Origin of the sequence: Exiguobacterium profundum (assembly GCF_042652865.1) — a bacterium.
GTDB lineage: Bacteria > Bacillota > Bacilli > Exiguobacteriales > Exiguobacteriaceae > Exiguobacterium > Exiguobacterium profundum.
Map to the genome: position 1 here is coordinate 496251 of NZ_JBHSHG010000001.1, position 23408 is coordinate 519658.

At 48.4% G+C, this 23408-nt stretch carries 21 protein-coding genes; all 21 read left to right on the forward strand.

Features of this window, described 5'->3' with window-relative positions; all coding sequences use genetic code 11:
* Positions 1-2 precede the first annotated feature (2 nt).
* The 21 genes from ACFO4U_RS02570 (at position 3) to pnp (ending at position 23391) form a co-directional block, all read left to right on the forward strand.
* Positions 3-395 (forward strand): hypothetical protein, encoded by a 393-nt coding sequence (locus ACFO4U_RS02570; RefSeq protein ID WP_074037229.1) that lies wholly within the window; start codon positions 3-5, stop codon positions 393-395.
* A gap of 152 nt (positions 396-547) precedes the next feature.
* Positions 548-1288, forward strand: coding sequence for a 30S ribosomal protein S2 (gene rpsB / locus ACFO4U_RS02575; protein ID WP_015881415.1), 741 nt, complete (start codon positions 548-550; stop codon positions 1286-1288).
* Between the two features lie 117 nt (positions 1289-1405).
* Complete coding sequence (gene tsf, locus ACFO4U_RS02580) at positions 1406-2287, forward strand: translation elongation factor Ts (RefSeq protein WP_078146717.1); 882 nt, start codon at positions 1406-1408, stop codon at positions 2285-2287.
* A gap of 110 nt (positions 2288-2397) precedes the next feature.
* Complete coding sequence (gene pyrH / locus ACFO4U_RS02585) at positions 2398-3123, forward strand: UMP kinase (RefSeq protein ID WP_015881417.1); 726 nt, start codon at positions 2398-2400, stop codon at positions 3121-3123.
* Complete coding sequence (gene frr, locus ACFO4U_RS02590) at positions 3120-3680, forward strand: ribosome recycling factor (RefSeq protein ID WP_031421698.1); 561 nt, start codon at positions 3120-3122, stop codon at positions 3678-3680. Before pyrH ends, frr begins: the two co-directional genes overlap by 4 nt.
* 84 nt (positions 3681-3764) lie before the next feature.
* Entirely contained in the window at positions 3765-4502 is a 738-nt protein-coding gene (locus ACFO4U_RS02595) for an isoprenyl transferase (protein WP_159562100.1), read from the forward strand.
* 1 nt (position 4503) lies between these two features.
* Positions 4504-5301 (forward strand): phosphatidate cytidylyltransferase, encoded by a 798-nt coding sequence (locus ACFO4U_RS02600; protein ID WP_159562101.1) that lies wholly within the window; start codon positions 4504-4506, stop codon positions 5299-5301.
* Positions 5302-5315: 14 nt separating this feature from the next.
* Positions 5316-6473: a 1-deoxy-D-xylulose-5-phosphate reductoisomerase gene (gene dxr / locus ACFO4U_RS02605; protein WP_196430551.1), complete on the forward strand. Its 1158-nt coding sequence runs from the start codon at positions 5316-5318 to the stop codon at positions 6471-6473.
* Positions 6474-6476: 3 nt separating this feature from the next.
* Positions 6477-7727 carry an RIP metalloprotease RseP gene (rseP, locus tag ACFO4U_RS02610; protein WP_015881422.1) on the forward strand — a complete coding sequence of 417 codons (1251 nt, stop codon included), beginning with the start codon at positions 6477-6479 and terminating at the stop codon, positions 7725-7727.
* A gap of 32 nt (positions 7728-7759) precedes the next feature.
* A complete protein-coding gene (locus tag ACFO4U_RS02615; protein WP_214691278.1) occupies positions 7760-9460 on the forward strand; it encodes a proline--tRNA ligase in 1701 nt (566 codons plus the stop codon).
* A 70-nt stretch (positions 9461-9530) separates the two neighbouring features.
* Positions 9531-13823, forward strand: a complete 4293-nt coding sequence (locus ACFO4U_RS02620; RefSeq protein WP_214691051.1) for a PolC-type DNA polymerase III — start codon at positions 9531-9533, stop codon at positions 13821-13823.
* Positions 13824-13936: 113 nt separating this feature from the next.
* Positions 13937-14413 carry a ribosome maturation factor RimP gene (rimP, locus tag ACFO4U_RS02625; RefSeq protein WP_193343250.1) on the forward strand — a complete coding sequence of 159 codons (477 nt, stop codon included), beginning with the start codon at positions 13937-13939 and terminating at the stop codon, positions 14411-14413.
* Positions 14414-14427: 14 nt separating this feature from the next.
* Positions 14428-15591 carry a transcription termination factor NusA gene (gene nusA / locus ACFO4U_RS02630; RefSeq protein WP_215244043.1) on the forward strand — a complete coding sequence of 388 codons (1164 nt, stop codon included), beginning with the start codon at positions 14428-14430 and terminating at the stop codon, positions 15589-15591.
* The gene (rnpM, locus tag ACFO4U_RS02635) at positions 15588-15863 is read left to right on the forward strand and encodes an RNase P modulator RnpM (protein ID WP_193343251.1); all 276 of its coding nucleotides are present in this window, start codon (positions 15588-15590) and stop codon (positions 15861-15863) included. The genes nusA and rnpM overlap by 4 nt, the downstream gene beginning before the upstream one ends.
* Positions 15860-16156, forward strand: a complete 297-nt coding sequence (locus ACFO4U_RS02640; protein ID WP_015881428.1) for a YlxQ family RNA-binding protein — start codon at positions 15860-15862, stop codon at positions 16154-16156. The genes rnpM and ACFO4U_RS02640 overlap by 4 nt, the downstream gene beginning before the upstream one ends.
* Positions 16157-16177: 21 nt before the next feature.
* Entirely contained in the window at positions 16178-18385 is a 2208-nt protein-coding gene (gene infB, locus ACFO4U_RS02645; protein ID WP_074037217.1) for a translation initiation factor IF-2, read from the forward strand.
* A gap of 18 nt (positions 18386-18403) precedes the next feature.
* Entirely contained in the window at positions 18404-18748 is a 345-nt protein-coding gene (gene rbfA / locus ACFO4U_RS02650) for a 30S ribosome-binding factor RbfA (protein ID WP_159562106.1), read from the forward strand.
* Positions 18749-18794: 46 nt separating this feature from the next.
* Positions 18795-19709 (forward strand): tRNA pseudouridine(55) synthase TruB, encoded by a 915-nt coding sequence (truB, locus tag ACFO4U_RS02655; protein ID WP_251125233.1) that lies wholly within the window; start codon positions 18795-18797, stop codon positions 19707-19709.
* Positions 19710-19725: 16 nt separating this feature from the next.
* Complete coding sequence (locus ACFO4U_RS02660) at positions 19726-20652, forward strand: bifunctional riboflavin kinase/FAD synthetase (RefSeq protein WP_215244042.1); 927 nt, start codon at positions 19726-19728, stop codon at positions 20650-20652.
* 124 nt (positions 20653-20776) lie between these two features.
* Complete coding sequence (rpsO, locus tag ACFO4U_RS02665) at positions 20777-21046, forward strand: 30S ribosomal protein S15 (protein WP_074037213.1); 270 nt, start codon at positions 20777-20779, stop codon at positions 21044-21046.
* A 128-nt stretch (positions 21047-21174) separates the two neighbouring features.
* Positions 21175-23391 (forward strand): polyribonucleotide nucleotidyltransferase, encoded by a 2217-nt coding sequence (gene pnp, locus ACFO4U_RS02670; protein WP_215244041.1) that lies wholly within the window; start codon positions 21175-21177, stop codon positions 23389-23391.
* Positions 23392-23408 lie beyond the last annotated feature (17 nt).

The window sequence follows — 23408 nt, forward strand, 5'->3', positions numbered from 1 at the left end:
AAGTGTATATTGTATATGTGATCACAGCTTGTTTGGTTGCTTACGGTTTTTTATTCGGCTACCGACAAGTCCAAGCGCTTCAGGAACGAGTCGAACGGCTCGAACGAGAGAAGCAAGAGACCGAAACGTTGCTTCTTTCATTTATGGAGTCGATGAACGACCTCGTTGTTCAAGAACCCGTTGAACGTTCGAACGTGGTTCAACAGGAAGAAGCTTCATCGCTCCCTGTCAATGAGTCCGTCCAAACGGTCGTAGAGGCGACAGAAGAGACGACCCCGTCCGCGTCAATCGACGTGGACGATGTCTTGTTGCGACATTCCGTGCGGGACGCTGCCCGTATCCTCGGAAAAGGCGAGGGCGAGCTTGCGCTTTATGCGAAACTTCGTAAAAAGTGAGAGTTGCCGGATTTCGTGACATATGCTATAGTAATTCTCGGTGTTAAACACATCACACACGTCTCGGGATGATATTCCTCGGTGCCGAAAGGTCGGAATACAACAATGAACGAGGCGGAGGACTTTTTTAAACCACAAGGAGGAAATTTATCATGGCAGTAATTTCAATGAAGCAATTGCTTGAAGCTGGTGTACACTTCGGTCACCAAACACGCCGTTGGAACCCAAAAATGGCGAAATACATCTTCACAGAGCGTAACGGGATCTACATCATCGACCTTCAAAAGACGGTCAAAAAAGTAGACGAAGCTTACAACTTTGTTCGTGAACTCGCGGCAGAAGGCGGAAACGTCCTCTTCGTTGGTACGAAAAAACAAGCTCAAGATACAATCAAAGAGGAAGCAATCCGTTCTGGAATGTTCTTCATTAACGAGCGTTGGTTGGGTGGAACACTCACTAACTTCTCAACAATCAAAAAGCGTATCAACCGCTTGAAGCAACTCGAAAAAATGGAAGAAGACGGCACGTTCGAAGTACTTCCTAAGAAAGAAGTCATCATCTTGAAGAAAGAAATGACTCGTCTTGAGAAGTTCCTCGGCGGAATCAAGGATATGCCTGGTGTGCCTGACGCCCTCTTCATCGTTGACCCACGTAAAGAGCGTATCGCAATCGCGGAAGCTCACAAATTGAACATCCCAATCGTTGCGATTGTCGACACAAACTGTGACCCAGACGAAATCGACTACGTAATCCCAGCGAACGACGATGCAATTCGTGCAGTTAAATTGCTCACTTCTAAGATGGCAGATGCAATCATCGAAGCGAAGCAAGGTGAAGAAGAAGTTGCTGAAGAAGCTGTAGCGACAGAAGCTGAAGCTACAGAAGCTGAGTAATCAGTGAGACAATAGGTGATAAAGGGAAAGCCTTTTATCACCTTTTTTTAGGACATGTAATCAAAAAGCCCTGTGCTTTTTCTTAAAATTCGTTAGTTTTACAAGGAGGAATTTCCGATGGCAGTTACAGCAGCAATGGTAAAAGAACTTCGTGAAAAAACAGGAGCAGGAATGCTTGATTGCAAAAAAGCACTCGTTGAAACAGACGGTGACATGCAAGCAGCAATCGACTTCCTTCGCGAAAAAGGAATCGCTAAAGCAGCAGCAAAAGGTGATCGTATCGCCGCTGAAGGTTTGACAGCAGTAGCAGTTGAAGGCAACAAAGCTGTGCTCGTCGAAATCAACTCAGAAACAGACTTCGTTGCGAAGAACGAGAAGTTCCAAACACTCGTAAACAACGTAGCAAAAGCAGTACTCGCATCAGGCGCAACAACTGCAGAAGCTGCACTCGCGGCTGAGTACGAAGCAGGTAAAACACTTGAAACGTACATTCAAGAAGAAGCTTCGACAATCGGAGAGAAAATCTCACTCCGTCGTGTAGCTGTTCTTGAAAAAGCTGACGATGCAGTATTCGGTACGTACCTCCACATGGGTGGTCGCATCGGGTCAGTCGTTGTAATCGACGGCACATCTGACGAAACAGTTGCTAAAGACGTTGCAATGCACGTTGCTGCAGCACGTCCACTTTACGCGACACGCGATGAAGTATCAGCTGAAGAAATCGACCGCGAGAAGAAAGTCTTGACTGAGCAAGCACTTAACGAAGGCAAGCCTGCTAACATCGTTGAGAAGATGATTGCTGGTCGTATGAACAAGTACTTCGAGGAAATCTGCCTCGTTGACCAAACGTTCGTAAAAGACAGCGACTTCAAAGTTGGTAAGTACGTAGAATCAAAAGGCGGAAAAATCAACTCGTTCGTACGCTTCGAAGTAGGAGAAGGTATGGAGAAACGTGAAGAGAACTTTGCTGAAGAAGTTATGAACCAACTTAAAAAATAATCTGTGTCACAATCAGTGATGCAACTAAAAATGGGAACACGTCTGTATAACCTTGAGTTAGTTCGTTAAGGGAGCGTGTTCCCTTTTTTCAAGCAAGAGGAGGCAAAGTTATGGAACCGAAATATAAACGAATTGTGTTAAAATTGAGTGGAGAAGCGCTCGCTGGAGATCAAGGTTACGGGATCGACCCTAACATTGTAAACTCAATCTCAAGTCAAATTAAAGAATTGATCGAGATGGGTGTAGAAGTCGCCGTTGTTGTAGGTGCCGGAAACATTTGGCGTGGAAAGACGGGTAGTGAACTCGGGATGGATCGGGCAAACGCAGATTACATGGGTATGCTCGCAACTGTATTGAACTCACTTGCTCTTCAAGATAGCCTTGAAACGTACGGTGTCCAAACGCGCGTCCAAACATCAATTGAAATGCGACAAGTTGCTGAACCATACATTCGTCGTCGCGCAATGCGTCATCTTGAAAAAGGACGCGTCGTTATCTTTGCGGCCGGCACAGGAAACCCATATTTCTCAACGGACACGACAGCTGCCCTCCGTGCGGCTGAAATCGAAGCTGATGTCATCTTAATGGGTAAAAACAATGTGGACGGCGTCTATTCAGCTGATCCGAAATTGGACGCGACGGCAGTGAAGTACGATACGTTGTCTTATCTTGACGTCTTAAAGGATGGACTTCAAGTCATGGACTCGACAGCAACGTCACTTTGTATGGACAACCACATTCCATTGATTGTATTCTCATTGCTTGAAGAAGGTAACATTAAACGTGTCGTTCTCGGGGAACATATCGGAACGGTAGTAGGAGGAGTCAATTCATGAGTGTCAAAGAAGTATTGAAAACAGCTGAAGAAAAAATGGAAAAAGCGCATTCTTCACTTAAACGTGATTTTGGAACGCTTCGCACTGGCCGTGCCAGCGCATCGATTTTGGATCCTGTCCAAGTTGATTACTATGGTGTCCCAACACCACTCAATCAAGTGGCAAACATCAATACACCAGAAGCGCGCCTACTTTTGATTCAACCATGGGATAAGTCAATGGTTTCTGAAGTAGAGAAAGCGATTCAAAAGGCAGACCTCGGCTTGTCTCCATCATCTGACGGTACGGTCATTCGTTTGGCGATTCCTGCATTGACGGAAGAACGTCGTAAAGAATTAGTTAAAGTCACGAAAAAATACGCAGAAGAAGCGAAAGTCGCTGTCCGTAACGTTCGTCGTGACGCAAATGAAAACTTGAAGAAACTCGAGAAAGATGGCGAGTTAACAGAAGACGATCTCCGCGGATATGCAGATGACGTTCAAACGTTGACGGATTCGTATATCAAGAAGATTGATGAATCTGCAGCAATTAAAGAAAAAGAAATCATGGAAGTGTAATCACGGAAGTGGTATACCAAAAAGCTGTGTGGGGACCCTTTTTCTGAGAGGGTCCTTCTTTCATACAATCAGGAGGATAACAGAATGTTTAAATGGGTGAATCCTAAAACGAAAATCGAGGCGGAGTTAAGTGTTCCTGAGCACGTAGCCATCATTATGGATGGAAATGGACGCTGGGCCAAAAAACGTGGTCTCCCTCGCATCATGGGTCACCGGGAAGGGATGAAGTCCATCCGGGAAGCGGTACGAACAGCACAAGAACTCGGGATTCGGTCTCTGACGCTTTATGCGTTCTCTACAGAGAATTGGACTCGTCCGGAAGAGGAAGTCTCATTCTTGATGAAACTACCGAAACAGTTTTTGGAGACCGATTTGAAAGAACTCCACGAACAGAATGTACGAGTGCTCGTTGCGGGAGATACGTCGAAACTCCCACGAGAGACACGAGAAGCCGTTAACGAGGCGAGAGAACGGACCGTTGCGAACACAGGGTTGAATCTTGTCTTCGCACTCAACTACGGGGGACGGGATGAGCTCGTTCAAGCGATGCGCAGCATTGCAGGAGACGTTCAGTCCGGTTTGGTTCAGGCAGACGATATCGATGACCGTATGATTGGTGAACGACTCATGACACACGTTCAAGACGTGGATCTCGTTATTCGGACGAGCGGGGAACAACGACTCTCTAACTTTTTATTATGGCAAAGCGCATATGCTGAACTTCATTTCACAGAAGTATTGTGGCCGGAATTTAAGCGTGAGCATTTTGTAGAAGCGATTGAATCATACAACGCGCGCACGCGACGTTTTGGTGGGGTGTAACATGAAGACACGTATTATTACAGGACTATGGGCAGGAGCCATCTTCATCACGGTAATTGCGCTTGGAGGAAATGCATTTGTTTCATTGATGGGGATTTTAGCACTCATCGGATTGAGTGAATTCACGTTGATGCGACAGCATAAGCTGTTGGCGTTTCCGTTCTTGGTGACAGCGCTCCTCGTGGCGTTCCCATTCCTCTTATTATTGATTGAGAATCAGGTTGTCACGGATGAACTTCCGTTCTCGATTGAACAATGGCTCGTCTTAGGGCTCGTGCTGTTGCTGTTTTGGACAGTGGTCACGAAAAATCGGTTCACGTATGAAGACGCTAGTTTTTACTTCGTCTCAGCGGTCTATTTGGTCGTCGGTTTCTCTAGTTTTGCGTTAGTCCGGCTCTCTGAGGACGGTCTATCGAAAGTGTTGCTGATCTTGTTTATGATTTGGGCGACGGACTCGGGAGCATATTTTACCGGAAAGGCATTCGGGAAAGCCAAATTATGGCCATCGATTAGTCCGAACAAGACGATTGAAGGGGCGATTGGGGGCATTGTGTCTGCGATTGTACTCGGTATCATCTTCGTCTGGATTGATCCGATCTTGCCGATAATTGAGGTCGTCATTTTAGCGATTGTCGTGGCGGTAGTCGGACAGCTCGGAGATTTGGTGCAGTCTGCTTATAAGCGCCAGTATGGAGTCAAAGATTCGGGTCACCTGTTACCAGGACATGGTGGCATTTTAGACCGGTTTGATAGTATGATTGCGGTCTTTACCGTCATTTGGGTGTTTAATCTGCTTTAAAAAGGAGTGTCGAAATGAAGCGAATTAGCTTAATTGGTGGGACTGGTTCGATTGGCGTTCAAACTTGTGACGTCATCGAACAGCACCCCGACCTGTTTGAACTTGAGGCGTATGCGTTCGGAACGAACGTCGATGTCGCCACGGAATGGATCAATCGACTTAGACCAAAATATGTGTCGGCAACGAGTATCGAAGTACTCGAACAGTTGAAGCCACGTCTTACATATGAACCTCTCTATTTTATTGGACCGGAGGGGCTGAAAGAGTGTGCGACGGCAGAACGGGCTGACATCGTCGTGACGGCAGTCGTTGGAGCAGTTGGACTCGAACCGACGCTTGCGGCGATTCAAGCAGGGAAAGATATTGCACTCGCCAACAAGGAAACACTCGTTACCGCAGGACATCTTGTCAAAGCGGCCGTGAAAGAACATGGGGTCAACCTATTGCCTGTCGACAGTGAACACTCCGCGATTTATCAATGTTTGAACGGGGAACGAAGAGAAGATGTATCAAAGATTATTCTAACGGCTTCAGGCGGTAGTTTCCGTGATCGTTCACGTGATGAGCTGGCTGATGTGACTGTTGAAGACGCACTGAATCATCCGAACTGGTCAATGGGAGCAAAAATCACAATCGATTCGGCGACGATGTTCAACAAAGGTTTGGAAGTCATCGAGGCACACTGGCTGTTCGATATCGATTATAATGATATTGAAGTCATCTTGCATCGTGAATCGATTATTCATTCGATGGTCGAATTTAAAGATGCTGCCGTGATGGCCCAGCTTGGAAACCCGGATATGCGTGGTCCGATCCTTTATGCGCTATCGGGACCGAAGCGGCTTGAAATCGAGGGGAATAAGCGGTTAAACTTGAAGGAAATCGGAAAGCTGCATTTTGAAGAGGCTGATTTCAATCGTTACCCGGCACTCCGGTTAGCGTTCGAAGCAGGAAGAGCCGGTGGTTCCATGCCGACCGTCTTGAATGCAGCCAATGAAGTGGCAGTGGACCTATTCTTGAACGGTCAGATCACGTTTTTAGAGATTGAACGACTCGTCGAAGAAGCGATGGCTCGACATGAGGTCATTGCCGAGCCGACGCTCGCGCAAATTCTAGAAGTTGACCAAGCAGTACGTCAACAGATTCAGCAAGGAATTGAAGGTGGGGAATAAATCATGACGACTTTTATCGCCATCGTTTTGATGTTTGGCGTTCTCATTTCGGTACACGAATGGGGACACCTCGTCATGGCGAAACGGGCAGGCATTCTCTGTCACGAGTTTGCAATCGGATTCGGTCCAAAAATTGTTTCATTCCGTAAAAATGAAACGCTCTATACCATTCGTCTTTTACCAATCGGTGGCTACGTCAAAATGGCCGGAGAAGATTTTGAACCGATTGAAGTCCGAGCGGGTCAGCATGTCGGACTTCGTCTCACTGAACAGGGGACGGTCGATCGTGTCTACTTCCAACCGGACACGGCTACAGATGTCCATGTCGTCGGAACCGTCGATAAGTTCGATTCGACACATGAGTTGAAAGTTCAACTTCTCATCGATGAGGAAGTGCGGGTCTATTCATTAGAGCGAGACACACTCCTTGTCGACCAAGGGATGGAAATTCAAATTGCACCGTATGATCGAACGTTTGGGGCCCAGTCGGTTTGGAAGCGTGTCTTGGCCATCGCAGCCGGTCCGGCGATGAACTTTGTCTTGGCGTTCATCTTGCTCATCATTGTTGGGCTCGTTCAAGGAACCCCAACGAACGATGGTCAAATTGGTACGGTTCAACCGGATTCAGCCGCTGATGAGGCTGGTTTGATGAGTGGGGATGAAATCGTCTCGATTGAAGGCGAGCCGATTACCGATTGGCTCGACTTGCGATCTGCTTTAGAAGACCGCGCGGACACCCCTACGGAAGTCACGTATGTCCGTGATGGAGAGGAAGCAACTGTCACCCTTACACCACAAGCAGTCGAACAAAACGGAGAGACGGTCGGGATTCTTGGTGTCACGAACGCGCTCGAACGATCACCGGTCAAAGCCGTGACGACGGGGGCGGAAACGACATGGACGATGTCGACGCTGATCTTCTCTGCGGTCGGTGATTTGGTGACAGGACAAGTCGGTGTCGATCAACTAGCAGGTCCGGTCGGGATTGTACGGATGACAGATGAAGTAGCGGCGAGCGGTTTGATCATGCTGTTGAATTGGACAGCGCTTCTCTCCGTCAACCTTGCCATCTTCAACTTGCTCCCATTGCCAGCGTTAGACGGAGGACGTTTGATTTTCCTCTTGTTCGAAGCGGTACGCGGACGTCCAATCGATCCGAAAAAGGAAGGATTCGTCCACTTTATCGGATTCGCACTCTTGATGATTTTAATGTTGATTGTCACTTGGAACGACATTCAATCATTCTTTAAATAAGCTGTTTGTAGAGAAGGGAAACGTTGAACTGTATGAAACAATCTAGATTGCTCATGCCTACATTGAGAGAAGTGCCGGCTGACGCGGAAGCAGTCAGCCATCAACTCCTCGTCCGTGGAGGATTCATCCGTCAAAATGCGGCAGGAATTTATTCTTATCTTCCACTCGGACATAAAGTGTTACACAACATCCAAACGATCATCCGTGAAGAGATGAATCGTGCCGGAGCTCAAGAGCTATTGATGCCTGCCATCCAACCGGCAGAACTTTGGGAAGAGACAGGACGATGGGGTATTTACGGTCCTGAGTTGATGCGCTTGACGGACCGTCATGACCGTCGCTTCGCACTCGGTGCGACACACGAAGAATTGATTACATCGATCGTCCGAGACGAGCTCAACTCGTATAAAAAACTTCCGATGAACTTGTACCAGATTCAAACGAAGTATCGTGATGAGCGTCGACCACGTTTTGGATTGCTGCGCGGACGCGAATTCTTGATGAAAGACGCCTATTCATTCCACGCGACACAAGAAGACTTAGATGAAGAATATACCAACATGTATAATGCCTACTCACGTATCTTCGACCGTACAGGACTGAAGTATCGTCCGGTCGTCGCAGACTCTGGGGCAATCGGCGGGAAAGACACGCATGAATTCCAAGCGCTTGCGGATATTGGTGAAGATACAATTGTCTACACGGACACGTCGAACTATGCGGCGAATATCGAGATGGCCGAAACGCTCGACCGTTATGAGATGCAACAAGCTGACGTTCGTCCCCTCGAAAAAGTGAACACGGAAGAAAATCGTACGATTGAGGACGTGGCGGCATTCTTGAATGTGGATCCGAAGACGACAATCAAATCTGTCTTGTTTAACGTGGATGGCGAAACCGTCATGGCAATCGTTCGTGGCGACCACGAAGCGAATGAAGTCAAAGTGAAGAACGCACTCGGTGGACTCGACATTCAACTCGAAGAAGAAGCGAAAATCGTTGAGTTGTTCAACTGTGCACCAGGTACACTCGGACCGATTAACGCTCCAGTCAAAGTCGTTGCCGACTATGCGGTCAAATACTTAGTGGATGCTGTCTGTGGTGCTAACGAGGCGAACACACACTACACGGGTGTAAATGCTGCGCGCGACCTTGCCGAGATGACATACCACGATTTACGTTTCGTTGTCGAAGGCGATTTGGCACCGGATGAGTCCGGTCCGGTTCGTTTTGCTCGTGGGATTGAAGTGGGACAAGTATTTAAACTCGGAACACGATATTCAGAAGCGATGGGTGCGACATTCCTCAACGAAGAGGGTCGTGCCGAACCACTCATCATGGGTTGCTACGGCATTGGGGTGTCACGCACACTTTCAGCCATCGTCGAACAACATCACGACGACCGTGGAATCATTTGGCCACGTAACGTAGCGCCGTTCGATCTCCATTTGATTGCAATCAACGCAAAAGATGAGACGCAAGTCGAGTTGGCGAACCGTCTTTATGAAGAGCTCGGTCAAACATACGATATCTTGTTCGACGACCGGAAAGAACGTGCGGGCGTAAAGTTTGCCGATGCAGATTTGATCGGACTCCCGATTCGCGTGAACGTCGGGAAAAAAGCTGGCGAAGGCATCGTTGAAGTGAAAGTACGTGCAACAGGTGAAGTGATTGAAACATCAATCGATGAATTGAAAGAAGTCATCGCTTCAAAATTTAGCGAAGTTCATTAATGGATGAAGGTGACAGCGGAAGCGGTCACCTTCATTTGTCGAATTGGCATAAAGGGGGAAAGACGGACCCGTGGAAGCAAATCAAAAGATGCAATTATTATTAAGTGACCTTGGGATCACGACCGAGACGGACCTGTTTGATCAGGCCGAACTCTCACGACTCGTCGTCAATAAGAAGCGACGGACGTGGACGTTCTATTTTTCATTTCCAGCAGTATTGCCATACGACGTGCATCAATTGTTCATGAGTCGACTAGAAAGCCGTTATGCAACGTTTGCGGATGAGGTGTACGCTCGGTTCTCGACAGTAGCGGGTGGGAGCGAGCAAGACTATATCGACTATTGGCCACGAATCGTCAGCGAGTTGAGCCAAGTATCTGGCGCGATGCGCAGTTATTTCGGCTCCGTTTCGCCACGATTCGAGCAGAACAAACTTATGATTCCGGTGCGTTCCGCACCTGAGGCGAGTTATGTGGACAAAGAGCTCTGTCAAGAAGTACAGGCGCTCTATAGTGCCTATGGGTTCACAAAAAAACCGTGTCAGGCTCAATTTTCGGAAGACGCTGAGGCAAATCAAGCCCTTCGCGAACAGGTCGTTCAAGAAGATATCGAACAAGCGAAAATGGCACTGGCTGCCCAATTCGCCAAGGCAACAGAAACGAACGACGAACCGATTACAGAAATCCGGATGGGTGCGCTCATTAAAGATGAGATTGTCCCAATCAAGACGATTATCGAGGAAGAACGACGTGTCGCGATTCGTGGACTCGTCTTCTCAGCAGAGCGCAAAGAGTTGAAGAGTGGTAAGAAACTATTCACGTTCAAGATGACGGATTACACAGACTCATTGATTGTGAAGGTATTTGCACGCGATGACGATGACGACCGTATGCTTAGTGCCGTCAAAAAAGGGATGTGGATTCAAACGGCCGGTCGGGTCGAAGATGATTCGTTCATGCGCGAACTATGTATGATGGCATCTCAACTTCAAGAAGTGAAAGTAGAACCACCACGTGACGAATGGGAAGGTGAGAAACGCGTCGAACTTCACGCGCATACACAGATGAGCCAAATGGATGCCGTCACAAATGTCTCGTCGCTCGTCGCTCGTGCCGCAAAATGGGGACACCGTGCCATTGCCATTACCGACCATGCTGGAGTTCAGGCGTTCCCGGAAGCCTATTACGCCGGGAAGAAAAATGATATCAAAGTGTTATACGGAGTCGAGGCGAACGTCGTCAACGATGGTGTCCCTGTCGCTTATCATGCGACCGATGTGGCATTGGATGATGCGACATACGTCGTCTTCGATGTCGAGACGACGGGACTTTCTGCCGTCTACAATAAAATCATCGAACTCGCTGGGGTTAAAATCAAGGACGGAGAAATCATTGACCGGTTTGAAGCGTTCGCCGACCCGAAACATGCCTTGTCAGCGACCACCATCGAATTGACAGGGATCACGGATGACATGGTTCAAGGTCAACCGGACCCGGAAGTGATCACGAAACAGTTCGTCGAGTGGTGTGGCGACAGCATTCTCGTTGCCCATAACGCGTCATTCGACATGGGCTTCCTCGAGGCGACACTCCGTAGTGGTGGGCATGAACCGGACGATTACCCGGTCATCGACACGCTCGAACTTGCTCGAACGCTGATGCCGACGTTGAAGAATCATCGACTCAATACACTCGCGAAGCGATTCGATATCGAACTGACACAACATCACCGTGCCATTTACGATGCGGAAGCAACGGCGTATTTGCTCATGAAGTTACTCGATCTCGCTAAGCAGATGTTCGAAATGACGACACATCGCTCGTTGAACGCGAAAGTCGGCAGTGACGTGTCGAAGATTCGTCCGTTCCATGCGACCATCTACGCGAAAAACAAAAAGCCAGGACTTCGTCATTTATACGAGCTCATCTCCTTATCTCACATCGATTACTTGTATCGGATGGCACGCATGCCACGTTCCGAGCTTGTGAAACGGCGAGAAGGATTATTGATTGGTTCGGCTTGTGATAACGGGGAGATTTTTGACGCCGCCTTGAACAAGTCGGATGATGAACTCGAGAAGATGATGTCATTTTATGACTTTATCGAGATTCATCCCCCGGCACTCTACCACCATTTGATTGATAAAGAGATTGTGACGAATGAATTAGAACTCCGCGAAATCATTAAGCGCATCATTCGTGTCGCCGAGAAGGCCGAGTTACCGGTTTGTGCGACAGGGAATGTGCACTATCTAGATCGGTCCGACCGGTCTTATCGCGAAATCTTGATTCGTACACAAGGTGGGGCAAACTTCATCAATACGCGTAAGGAATTACCACATGCGCACTTCCGGACGACAAAAGAAATGATGGAAGAGTTCAAGTTTTTAGGTGACGATTTAGCGCGTGAAATCGTCATCACGAATCCGAATGCAATCGCCGATCAGATTGAGTCGATTCAAATCATCCCGGATGATTTGTACACACCTAAAATTGAAGGGGCAGATGATGAGGTTCGGAATATGAGCTACGACATGGCTCGCTCCATCTATGGAGACGAGTTGCCTGAAATCGTGGAGGCGCGTCTTGAGAAAGAGCTCAAATCGATTATCGGTCACGGGTTCGCCGTCATTTATTTGATTTCACATAAACTCGTTAAAAAATCACTCGATGATGGATATCTGGTCGGTTCGCGGGGGTCGGTCGGGTCGAGTCTCGTCGCAACGATGACGGAAATCACCGAAGTCAACCCGCTACCGCCTCACTACGTCTGTCCGAACTGTCAGCACTCACATTTCTTTAATGATGGATCGGTCGGTTCGGGGTATGACTTGCCAGACAAGGAGTGTCCGGAGTGCGGCACGTGGTACAAAAAAGACGGTCATGATATTCCGTTCGAGACATTCCTTGGTTTCAAAGGGGACAAAGTACCGGATATCGACTTGAACTTCTCAGGTGAATATCAACCGCATGCCCACGCCTATACAAAAGTACTGTTCGGAGAAGAATACGTCTATCGTGCCGGGACAATCGGAACGATTGCCGACAAAACGGCTTATGGATACGTGAAAGGCTATGCGACCGAGAACGATAAGATTTACCGGAACGCCGAAGTCGACCGTCTCGTTTCTGGGGTCACCGGTGTAAAAAGGACGACGGGGCAACACCCAGGGGGTATCATCGTCGTACCGGACTATATGGATATCGCGGATATCTCCCCGATTCAATATCCGGCGGATGACAATTCGTCTGAATGGAAGACGACTCACTTCGACTTCCACTCCATCCATGACAACTTATTGAAACTTGATATTCTCGGGCATGATGACCCGACCGTCATCCGGATGTTACAGGATTTGTCTGGTATCGATCCAAAGACGATTCCGACAGATGACCCGACAGTCATGAAGATTTTTTCTTCACCAGAAGTGCTTGGGGTGACACCAGAACAGATTGAATCGAAAACCGGGACGCTCGGGATTCCAGAATTCGGGACGAAATTCGTTCGTCAGATGCTTGAAGAGACAAAACCGTCGACGTTCTCGGAGCTCGTTCAAATTTCCGGTCTATCCCACGGAACAGACGTTTGGCTCGGGAACGCGAACGAATTGATTTATAACGGGACGTGCGAACTGAAGGATGTAATTGGTTGTCGAGATGACATCATGGTCTATCTGATTTACGCGGGCCTCGAACCGTCATTCGCCTTTAAAATCATGGAATCCGTCCGGAAAGGGAAAGGGCTCACGGAAGAGATGGAGTCCGAGATGCGAGAGAATGACGTGCCGGAATGGTATATCTCGTCTTGTAAGAAAATCAAGTACATGTTCCCGAAAGCACACGCGACTGCCTACGTGTTAATGGCGGTCCGGATTGCATACTTTAAAGTACATCATCCGATTCTGTACTACGCGACGTACTTTACCGTTCGAGCGGGAGATTTTGACTTATCCGCGATGATCAAAGGTCCCCAGGCCGTTCGTAAGGCGATGTCGGATATTCGAGAAAAAGGGTTCGATGCGACAGCGAAGGATAAAGGGCTACACACGGTCCTCGAACTTGCGCTCGAAATGCTCGAGCGGGGAATGAAGTTCCAAAACATCGACTTGTATCGGTCGAGTGCGACAGAGTTCTTGATTGAAGACAATACGCTGATTCCACCTTTCAACGCGGTCGATGGACTGGGAACGAATGCGGCAAAAGCGATTGTCGAAGCAAGGGAAGAAGGACAGTTCCTTTCGAAAGAAGATTTGCGGAAACGTGCGAAACTTTCGAAAACGGTCATCGAGACACTCGATACGATGAAATGTCTCGAAGGTCTGCCTGATGAGAACCAACTCTCATTCTTTGATTTTGGGGTGTAAGTTGCGATTTATCGGGAAAATATGATATATTAGTATCGAACAAAGTTGGATACTACGACGGAAAGGAGTAGGGAACCCTACTCCTTTCTTGTATGTAAAAGCCAGAAGGAGGGATGAGAGTGTCCAAAATAACAGAAGTCGTTGAATCGATTGCGTTGCCGATCGTAGAACGAGAAAACATGGAATTGGTCGATGTGGAATTTGTTAAGGAAGGTCCAGACTGGTTCTTGCGCGTCTATATCGATAAGCCGGGGGGCGTCGATTTGGACGATTGCGTCAATATCAATGAACAGCTCTCGGAAAAACTAAACGAAACCGATCCGATTGAACAGGCTTATTATCTTGATGTCTCGAGTCCTGGTGCGGAGCGTCCGCTGAAAAAGCCGAGCGATTTTGAACGTGCGGTAGGCAAAAATGTCTACATGAAAACGTTCGCTCCGATCGATGGTGCCAAAGAGTTTGAAGGAATTTTGACGGCATATGATGGGGAAACGGTCGTGATCGAGACACGCATCAAGACAAGAAAAAAAGCGGTATCGCTACCGGTTGACAAAATTGCACAAGCCCGCTTAGCGGTCACGTTTAGTTAAGGAGAGGGAAGAAGATGGGTCCACAATTACTCACTACAATCGATCAGATTGCCAAAGAAAAAGGAATCGACAAAAATATCATTATCGATGCACTCGAACAAGCGCTCATTTCTGCGTATCGCCGCAACGTGGCGAACCCGAACGAGCACGTGAAAGTCGAGTTTGATCAGGTGACGGGGGATATCCGTGTCTACGCTTTGTTAGAAGTCGTAGAGCGCCTCACGCAACCGGACCAACAGCTCTCACTCGAAGAAGCACATGAAATCGATCCGAACTATGAGCTCGGCGATTTCCATAAAGAAGAAGTCACACCGAGTGATTTTGGACGTGTCGCGGCGATGACGGCAAAACAAGTCGTCACACAGAAGATGCGTGAAGCGGAACGCGAACGCATCTACAACCACTTCGCTGACAAAGAAGATGAAATCATGACAGGGATCGTGGAGCGTTTTGACCCACGCAACCTTTATATCGGTCTCGAAAACAACATTGAAGCTGTATTGACACCGAATGAACAGATGCCGAACGAGTCATACCAAATTCATGATCGCATCAAAGTATACGTGACAAAAGTAGATTCAACGACGAAAGGTTCAGGTGCAGCGATTCAAGTTTCGCGTACGCATCCGGGACTTTTGCGCCGTTTGTTCGAACTCGAAGTTCCAGAGATTTCAAACGGAACAGTGGACGTGATGTCAGTATCACGCGAAGCGGGTGACCGTTCGAAAATCGCTGTACATTCGGATATCGTCGACCCAGTCGGCGCATGTGTCGGACCGAAAGGACAACGTGTTCAAACGATCGTCGACGAATTGAACGGCGAGAAAATTGATATCGTCCGTTGGTCTGAAGACCCGAAAGAGTTCGTTCGTAACGCACTCAGCCCGGCTCAGGTCGTTGCGGTATATGTCAACGAGCCAGCAAAATCGACGACAGTCGTCGTACCTGACTATCAATTGTCACTCGCAATCGGGAAACGTGGTCAAAACGCCCGTCTCGCTGCGAAATTGACAGGATGGAAAATCGATATCAAGAGTGAAACGGATGCCGAAGCACTTGATTTGTTCGATACGTTCACTGAAAAAGTTGAATCAGAACCAGAAATTGTTCAAAATGAAGTAGAACAAGACTTATCAGATGCTACAGTTGAAACGACTGCGGTGAAAGAAGAGGAATGACCATGAAGCAAAAGAAACTTCCTTTGCGTAAGTGTGTGGTCACACAAGAAATGCTCCCGAAAAAAGAATTGATTCGTGTCGTTCGGACGCCTGAAGGTGACGTGGTCATCGATCAGACGGGTAAAGTGAACGGTCGTGGCGCATACTTATCAAAAGATATCGAAGTCGTCCGTCAAGCAGAGAAAAAACGGACGCTCGACCATCACTTGAAAGTAAAGACGAGCGACGACTTGTATGAACAGTTGAAAGCTGTCGCAGGTGGCGAATCATGAGCCAGTGGGAATCATTGTTAGGCCTTGCTGCTCGAGCGAGGAAAGTAACGATGGGAGAAGAGTTTGTATTAAAGGATGTACGAGCGGGTCGTGCCAAGCTCGTCATTCTAGCCGGAGATGCAGGTGCCTCGACGAAAAAACGAGTCACTGACAAATGTGCGTCTTATCAAGTGCCATTGATTGAAGTGAGCGATCGCTATACAATCGGGGCCGCACTCGGTAAAGACATGCGTGTCGTCGTATCGGTGACAGAATCCGGATTTGCGAACAAGCTTAAGCAACTTCTCTCTTAACTATTAACGGAGGTGGATGCTTTGGGAAAACGCGTCTATGAATTTGCAAAAGAACAGAATGTAACGAGTAAACAAGTCATTACTCAATTAGAAAAATTGAACAAACCGGTGAAAAACCATATGGCCGTCCTCGATGAGGAAACGGTAAAACAATTGGACCGTGTGTTCAATCCTGAAAAATATCGTGCTGAAAAACAAGCGGAAGCGAAAGCGACGTCAACATCGAATGAGCCGAAGCAAGAGAAAAAAGAAGCACAATCGCCACGTCCACAAGCGGGACAACAGAACCGTGGCGGTCAAAATAATCGCGGTGGACAAAATCGTAACGACAACCGAAACAACGACCCACGCAATAAAAAACGTGGAAAAGGGAAAGGCAAAGGCAAGCCGGTAAAAGCGGCTGTGCCACAAGAAGCCGATCCAAACTCGAAGACAAGTCAGCGTAAAGCAGCACGTCTCGCGCAAGAGGCAGAGATGGGCAACGTCATCAAGTATGACGATGTACTCAGCGTGTCTGACCTTGCCTCAAAAATGAACAAAAAGCCAAACGAAATCATCATGAAGTTGATGGGTCTCGGTGTCATGGCAACCATCAACCAAACGCTTGATGATGAAACGGTTGAATTACTCGCTGCAGAATTCGGCTTTGAGGTTGAAAAAGAAGTTGTTGTCGATGAGACAGACTTTGAAACAGTTGAGATCGACTTCTCACAATATGACCTTGAAGAACGTCCAGCTGTCGTTACCATCATGGGTCACGTCGACCACGGGAAAACGACACTTCTTGACTCGATTCGTAACACGAAAGTCGTCGCAGGAGAAGCGGGCGGAATCACGCAGCACATCGGTGCTTACCAAGTTGAAGTCAACGATAAGAAAATCACATTCCTCGATACACCAGGTCACGCAGCCTTCACAACGATGCGCGCCCGCGGTGCCGAAGTGACAGATATCGCGATCATCGTCGTTGCGGCTGACGATGGCGTCATGCCACAAACAGAGGAAGCAATCTCGCACGCCAAGGCAGCGAACGTTCCAATCATCGTGGCAGTCAACAAAATGGACAAAGAAGGGGCAAACCCTGACCGTGTCAAACAAGAGTTGACAGAGTTCGGTCTCATCCCTGAAGAGTGGGGCGGCGAAACAATCTTCGTTCCGATTTCTGCCATCAAAGGCGAAGGGATCGATGAATTGCTCGAGATGATTCTCCTCGTTTCTGAAGTCGAAGAATATAAATCGACACCAGACATGCCAGCTCGTGGTTCAGTCATCGAGGCGAAACTCGACAAAGGACGTGGACCGGTCGCGACACTTCTCGTTCAACACGGTACACTTCGAATCGGAGATTCAATCGTCGTCGGTAGCACGTTCGGTCGTGTCCGTGCGATGGTCAACGATATCGGTCGCCGTGTGAAACAAGTCGGACCATCTACACCGATTGAAATCACTGGTTTGAACGACGTTCCACAAGCGGGTGACCAGTTCATCGTCTTCGAAGATGAGAAGAAAGCACGTGCAATCGGGGAAAAACGTTACCAACGTTACCTTGAGTCACAGCGTCGTGAGTCGGCGAAAGTAAGTCTTGATGATTTGTTCAGCCGCATTCAAGAAGGTGAAGTGAAAGACTTGAACGTCATCATCAAAGCAGACGTTCAAGGGTCAGCCGAAGCATTGGCTGGTTCACTCCGCAAGATTGATGTCGAAGGCGTCAAAGTTAACATCGTTCACCAAGGTGTCGGTGCAATCACGGAAGGTGACGTCATCCTCGCTTCAGCTGCGAATGCTGTCATCATCGGATTCAACGTCCGTCCTGATGGAAACGCACGTTCGATGGCGGAACAAGAGAACGTTGAAATGCGTCTCCACCGCATCATCTACAATGCAATCGAAGAAATCGAGAGCGCGATGAAAGGGATGCTTGACCCAGAGTTCGTGGAAGAAATCACAGGTCAAGTCGAAGTCCGTGACGTCTTCAAAGTTTCGAAAGTCGGTGCGATTGCAGGTTGTTATGTGACAGAAGGTAAAATCACACGTGACGCCGGTGTCCGTGTCATTCGTAACGGAATCGTGATTTACGAAGGTAAACTCGATACGCTTCGTCGTTTCAAAGATGACGTGAAAGAAGTTGCGACTGGTTATGAGTGTGGGATTAAAGTAGAGAAATTTGATGACATCAAAGTAGACGATGTCATTGAAGCGTTCGTCATGAAAGAAGTCGAACGTAAATAATGTGAGGAGGGATCACGTATGAAAATTCGTGCCCAACGTGTTGCCGAGCAAATGCGTAAAGAAATAACAGATGTCTTGTTACGTGAAGTCAGTGACCCGCGTACAAAAAACGCTACGATTACGAGCGTTGATGTGACAGGTGACTTACAGCAAGCAACAGTCTATTATACGGTGCTTGGTGATGAGGAAGATGTGAAAGCAGAAACGCAAGCTGGTCTCGATAAGGCGAAAGGGTTTATCCGTCGCGAAATCGGGAATCGCATCCGTCTTCGGAAAACACCAGAGATCTCGTTTGAATATGATTCTTCAGTCGCATATGGTAGCCATATCGATTCGTTGATTCGTGATTTGAACAAAGATTAATAATTTGAAAGGGGAGACGTCGTTCTCCCTTTTTTTATATGGAGGGATGAAATTGGAACCGAACGGAGTGCTCGTACTCGATAAAGATGCTGGCATGACGAGTCATGACTGCGTATTTAAATTACGAAAATTATTCCAGACGAAAAAGGTCGGTCACACGGGTACGCTTGACCCGGAAGTGACAGGCATATTGCCCATCTGTTTAGGGCGCGCCACAAAGTTATCGCGTTTTATCACAGATGAAGGGAAGCGTTACGTGGCCGAGGTGACGATTGGTACCGCCACGATGACCGAGGACGCGCATGGCGAGGTCGTCGCGCAGAAGTCAGTCACACCGAACGATTTGGATGCAACCCAGATTGACGAGGCGATGCGCCAATTGACAGGGAGGATTGAACAAATCCCTCCGTACTACTCGGCGGTCAAAGTAAATGGGAAGAAGTTGTACGAGTATGCTCGGAAAGGGCAGACCGTCGAACGACCTCGGCGGACGGTCGAGATTCATCGTCTGGAGCGGACGAGTGAATTGATATTCGAAGCGGACGTCTGTCGATTCCGAATGGAAATCGACTGTGGGAAAGGGACGTATATTCGAACGCTCGCCGTTCAGATTGGAGAGAAACTCGGTTACCCTGCCCATATGAGCGAACTCAGACGGACGAGCTCAGGAACGTTTGATGAAGCGACCGCGGTAACACTCGGAACGCTTCAAACACTTGAAACGGTCGAGGAGCGAATGGCGTATGTCATTCCTCTCGAAGATGTGATCAAACGCTGGCCAATGATCACCATTCCAAAGAATCGGGAACGCTATATTCGCAACGGCGGGAAGCTGAACGGCGTTTCGCTCGAATTTGAGTTATTTACTGTCTATAATGAAGAAGGAATCCCTCTTGCTTTATATCGAAGACAAGAAGGAACGACAGACGCTACAGTCGAGGTCATGTTGGCTATCGACTAAGGGGGAATTTGACAGTATGGAAACAAAACATCTCACTTATCCAGAAACACCCGACGTGTATCCATCCATTATGGTACTCGGTTTCTTCGACGGTGTTCATAAAGGGCATCAAGCTGTAATCAATCATGCCAAACGCGTGGCAGCTGAGCACAACCTGCCGGTGACGGTCGTCACGTTCGATCCTCATCCGAAACAAGTACTCTCCAATAAACCGGATGCGGTCCGCTATATTACACCGCTGTCCCGGAAACTGAAGCGCATCGAAGCGCTCGGGGTAGAGCGTTGCCTCGTCTTGACATTCACAAAAGAATTGGCCAATTTGTCCCCGCAACAGTTTGTAGATGATTATTTGATCGGTGCCGGAGCCGTGCACGTGACAGCTGGTTTTGATTACTCGTATGGAAAGTTTGGAGAAGGGACGATGGAGACACTTCCGTACCATGCGCGTGACCAATTCGCGACGTCTGTCGTCACAGAGCAGACGATGGATGGGGAAAAAGTGTCATCTACCCGCATCCGTAAACTCTTGGCAGAGGGACAGGTCGATGCCGCACATGAACTCCTCGGTACGCCATACGTGATCTGTGGCGAAGTCATTCACGGTGATGCGAGAGGGCGTACAATCGGTTTCCCGACTGCGAACGTGTTGATGGACGCTTCGTACGTCATGCCACGATTGGGCGTATACGCGACTCGAGTCACGCTACCGGACGGACGGATGTTCCACGCGATGACGAATGTTGGACGTCGTCCGACGTTTTATGAGACGGGATCGGTCTCTGTTGAGAGCCATCTCTTCGACTTCTCCGAGGATTTATATGGACAAGTCATCGAAATCGAGTGGATCCAATATATTCGGAATGAACGCGCGTTCGATGGGTTGGATGCATTGGTCGCTCAACTAAAAGAAGATGAGGTGGCAGCTCGTTCAATCCTATCTTGACTTTCAAGAGCGGGTACGCTATCCTTGTCAAGTACGCAAAGTACACCGCTTCGCTTGGCTGGTCGATTCACCAACGTCGGCTCGGCAACGCGGCAATTTTTCATTAAATGGAGGTGGAGAGGCAATGGCACTCTCAAAAGAACGTAAAAACGAAATTATCGCGGAATTCGCGACAAAACAAGGTGACACAGGTTCACCGGAAGTACAAGTGGCTGTGTTGACTGAACAAATCAACACATTGAACGACCACCTTCGTACACACAAGAAAGACCACCACTCACGTCGCGGTCTCTTGAAAATGGTTGGACGTCGTCGTAACTTGCTTACGTACCTTCGTAACAAGGACGTTACACGTTACCGTGAATTGATTCAACGCCTCGGTCTCCGTCGTTAATCGATTGAGACTGTTTAACGGGCTGGGACAACGTCCTAGTCCGTTTCTTCTTTTTTAAGGAAAATGATTAGACATTCGTTGGAATGAGTTACATAATAAACTAGATAAGGTTTGAGAGGAGAATGTACATGTTAGGTACGAAACAAGTATTCTCTACAGAGTGGGGCGGACGCCCACTGTCTGTAGAGGTCGGCCAACTTGCGAAGCAAGCAAACGGCTCGGCACTCGTGCGTTATGGAGATACGGTTGTCCTTGCGACAGTGACGGCTTCAAAAGCACCAAAAGATTTAGACTTCTTCCCATTGACGGTCAACTATGAGGAGAAACTTTACTCGGTCGGTAAAATTCCAGGTGGTTTCCTTCGCCGTGAAGGTCGCCCGGGTGAAAACGCGATTTTGACATCACGTCTCATCGACCGCCCGATTCGTCCGCTCTTCCCAGACGGATTCCGTCATGACATTCAAGTCATGATTTACGTCATGTCAAACGACCCAGATTGCTCGGCTGAAATGGCGGGTATGCTAGGAACATCGATCGCGCTCTCGATTTCAGATGTACCGTTTGACGGTCCAATCGCTGGCGTGACAGTCGGACGTGTAGACGGTGAATTCGTCATCAACCCGACGACGGCTCAGTTGGAGAAAACGGACCTTGAACTTCAAGTTGCAGGGACATCGACAGCCATCAACATGGTTGAAGCAGGTGCGAACGAAGTGCCTGAGGACATCATGCTCGAGTCGATCTTGTTTGGACATGAAGAAATCAAGCGTTTGATCGCATTCCAACAAGAAATCGTAGAAGCCGTCGGAAAACCTAAATTCGAATACACGGTCTCGAAATACGATGAGGCGCTTACTGCTGAACTCGAAGCAGCTCGTCCTGAAATCGTAGAAGCGGTTCAAGTGGAAGAGAAACATGCTCGTGACGAAGCCATCAACGAAGTGATTGCGAAATATGTTGCGATGTATGAAGAACGTCTTGCTGACGAGCCATCGAAACTCGGTGAAGTTTCAGGGATTTTGAACAAGTTCGTCAAAGATGAAGTCCGTCGTTTGATCACGGTCGAAAAAGTCCGCCCAGACGGACGTCGTCCAGACGTGATTCGTCCGCTCGCGTCAGAAGTCGGATTACTCCCACGCGCACACGGTGTCGGTCTCTTCACACGTGGTCAAACACAGGTCATGTCGGTCGCGACTCTCGGTGTCATCGGTGATGCGCAAATCATCGACGGAATCGGTCTAGAAGAGAACAAACGCTTCATGCACCACTATAACTTCCCGCCATTCTCAGTCGGTGAAGCACGTCCTGTCCGTGCACCAGGTCGTCGTGAAATCGGTCACGGGGCACTCGGTGAACGTGCACTTCTTCCAATTATTCCGAAAGAAGCAGACTTCCCGTATACGATTCGTCTCGTTTCAGAAGTACTCGAATCAAACGGTTCAAGTTCACAAGCTTCGATTTGTGGGTCGACACTCGCATTGATGGATGCAGGTGTGCCAATCAAAGCGCCAGTCGCTGGGATTGCCATGGGTCTTATCATGGAAGGTGAGCATTACACGGTCTTGACAGATATTCAAGGACTTGAAGACCACCTTGGGGATATGGACTTCAAAGTAGCTGGAACGAAAGACGGGATCACTGCCCTTCAAATGGATATCAAGATTGCCGGAATCACGCGTGAAATTCTAGAAGAAGCGCTTGAACAGGCACGTGTCGGTCGTTTGCACATTCTTGACCACATGCTTGAGACGTTGGATACACCACGTACACAATTGTCGAAATACGCACCGAAGATTGTGACGATGACAATCAATCCGGATAAAATCCGCGACGTCATCGGACCAGGTGGGAAGATGATCAACAGCATCATCGACCAAACGGGCGTCAAGATCGACATCGAACAAGATGGTACGGTCTTCATCGCCTCGACGGACCAAGAAGGAATCGATCTTGCCATGTCTATGATCGGTGACATTGTCCGTGAAGTCGTCGTCGGTGAAGTATACGATGCTACCGTACGTCGCATCGAGAAATTCGGCGCATTCGTCGAGTTATTCAAAGGGAAAGATGCACTCGTACACGTATCCGAATTCAGCCTTGAGCGTGTCGCAAACGTCGAGGATGTTGTGAAGCTTGGCGATTCGATTCAAGTCAAAGTCACTGAAATCGATGACAAAGGTCGTGTCAACGCATCACGAAAAGCGCTCATCTTAGAAGGATTGTCTCCTGAAGAGCGTGAGGCATACGAAGCGAAACGGAAGGCAGCACGTGAAACCCGTCCACCTCGCGAAAGCCGTCCGCCACGTCGTGACGGGGACCGTCGTCCACCGCGCTCGACAAATTAATTATTCTGGCCATCGTC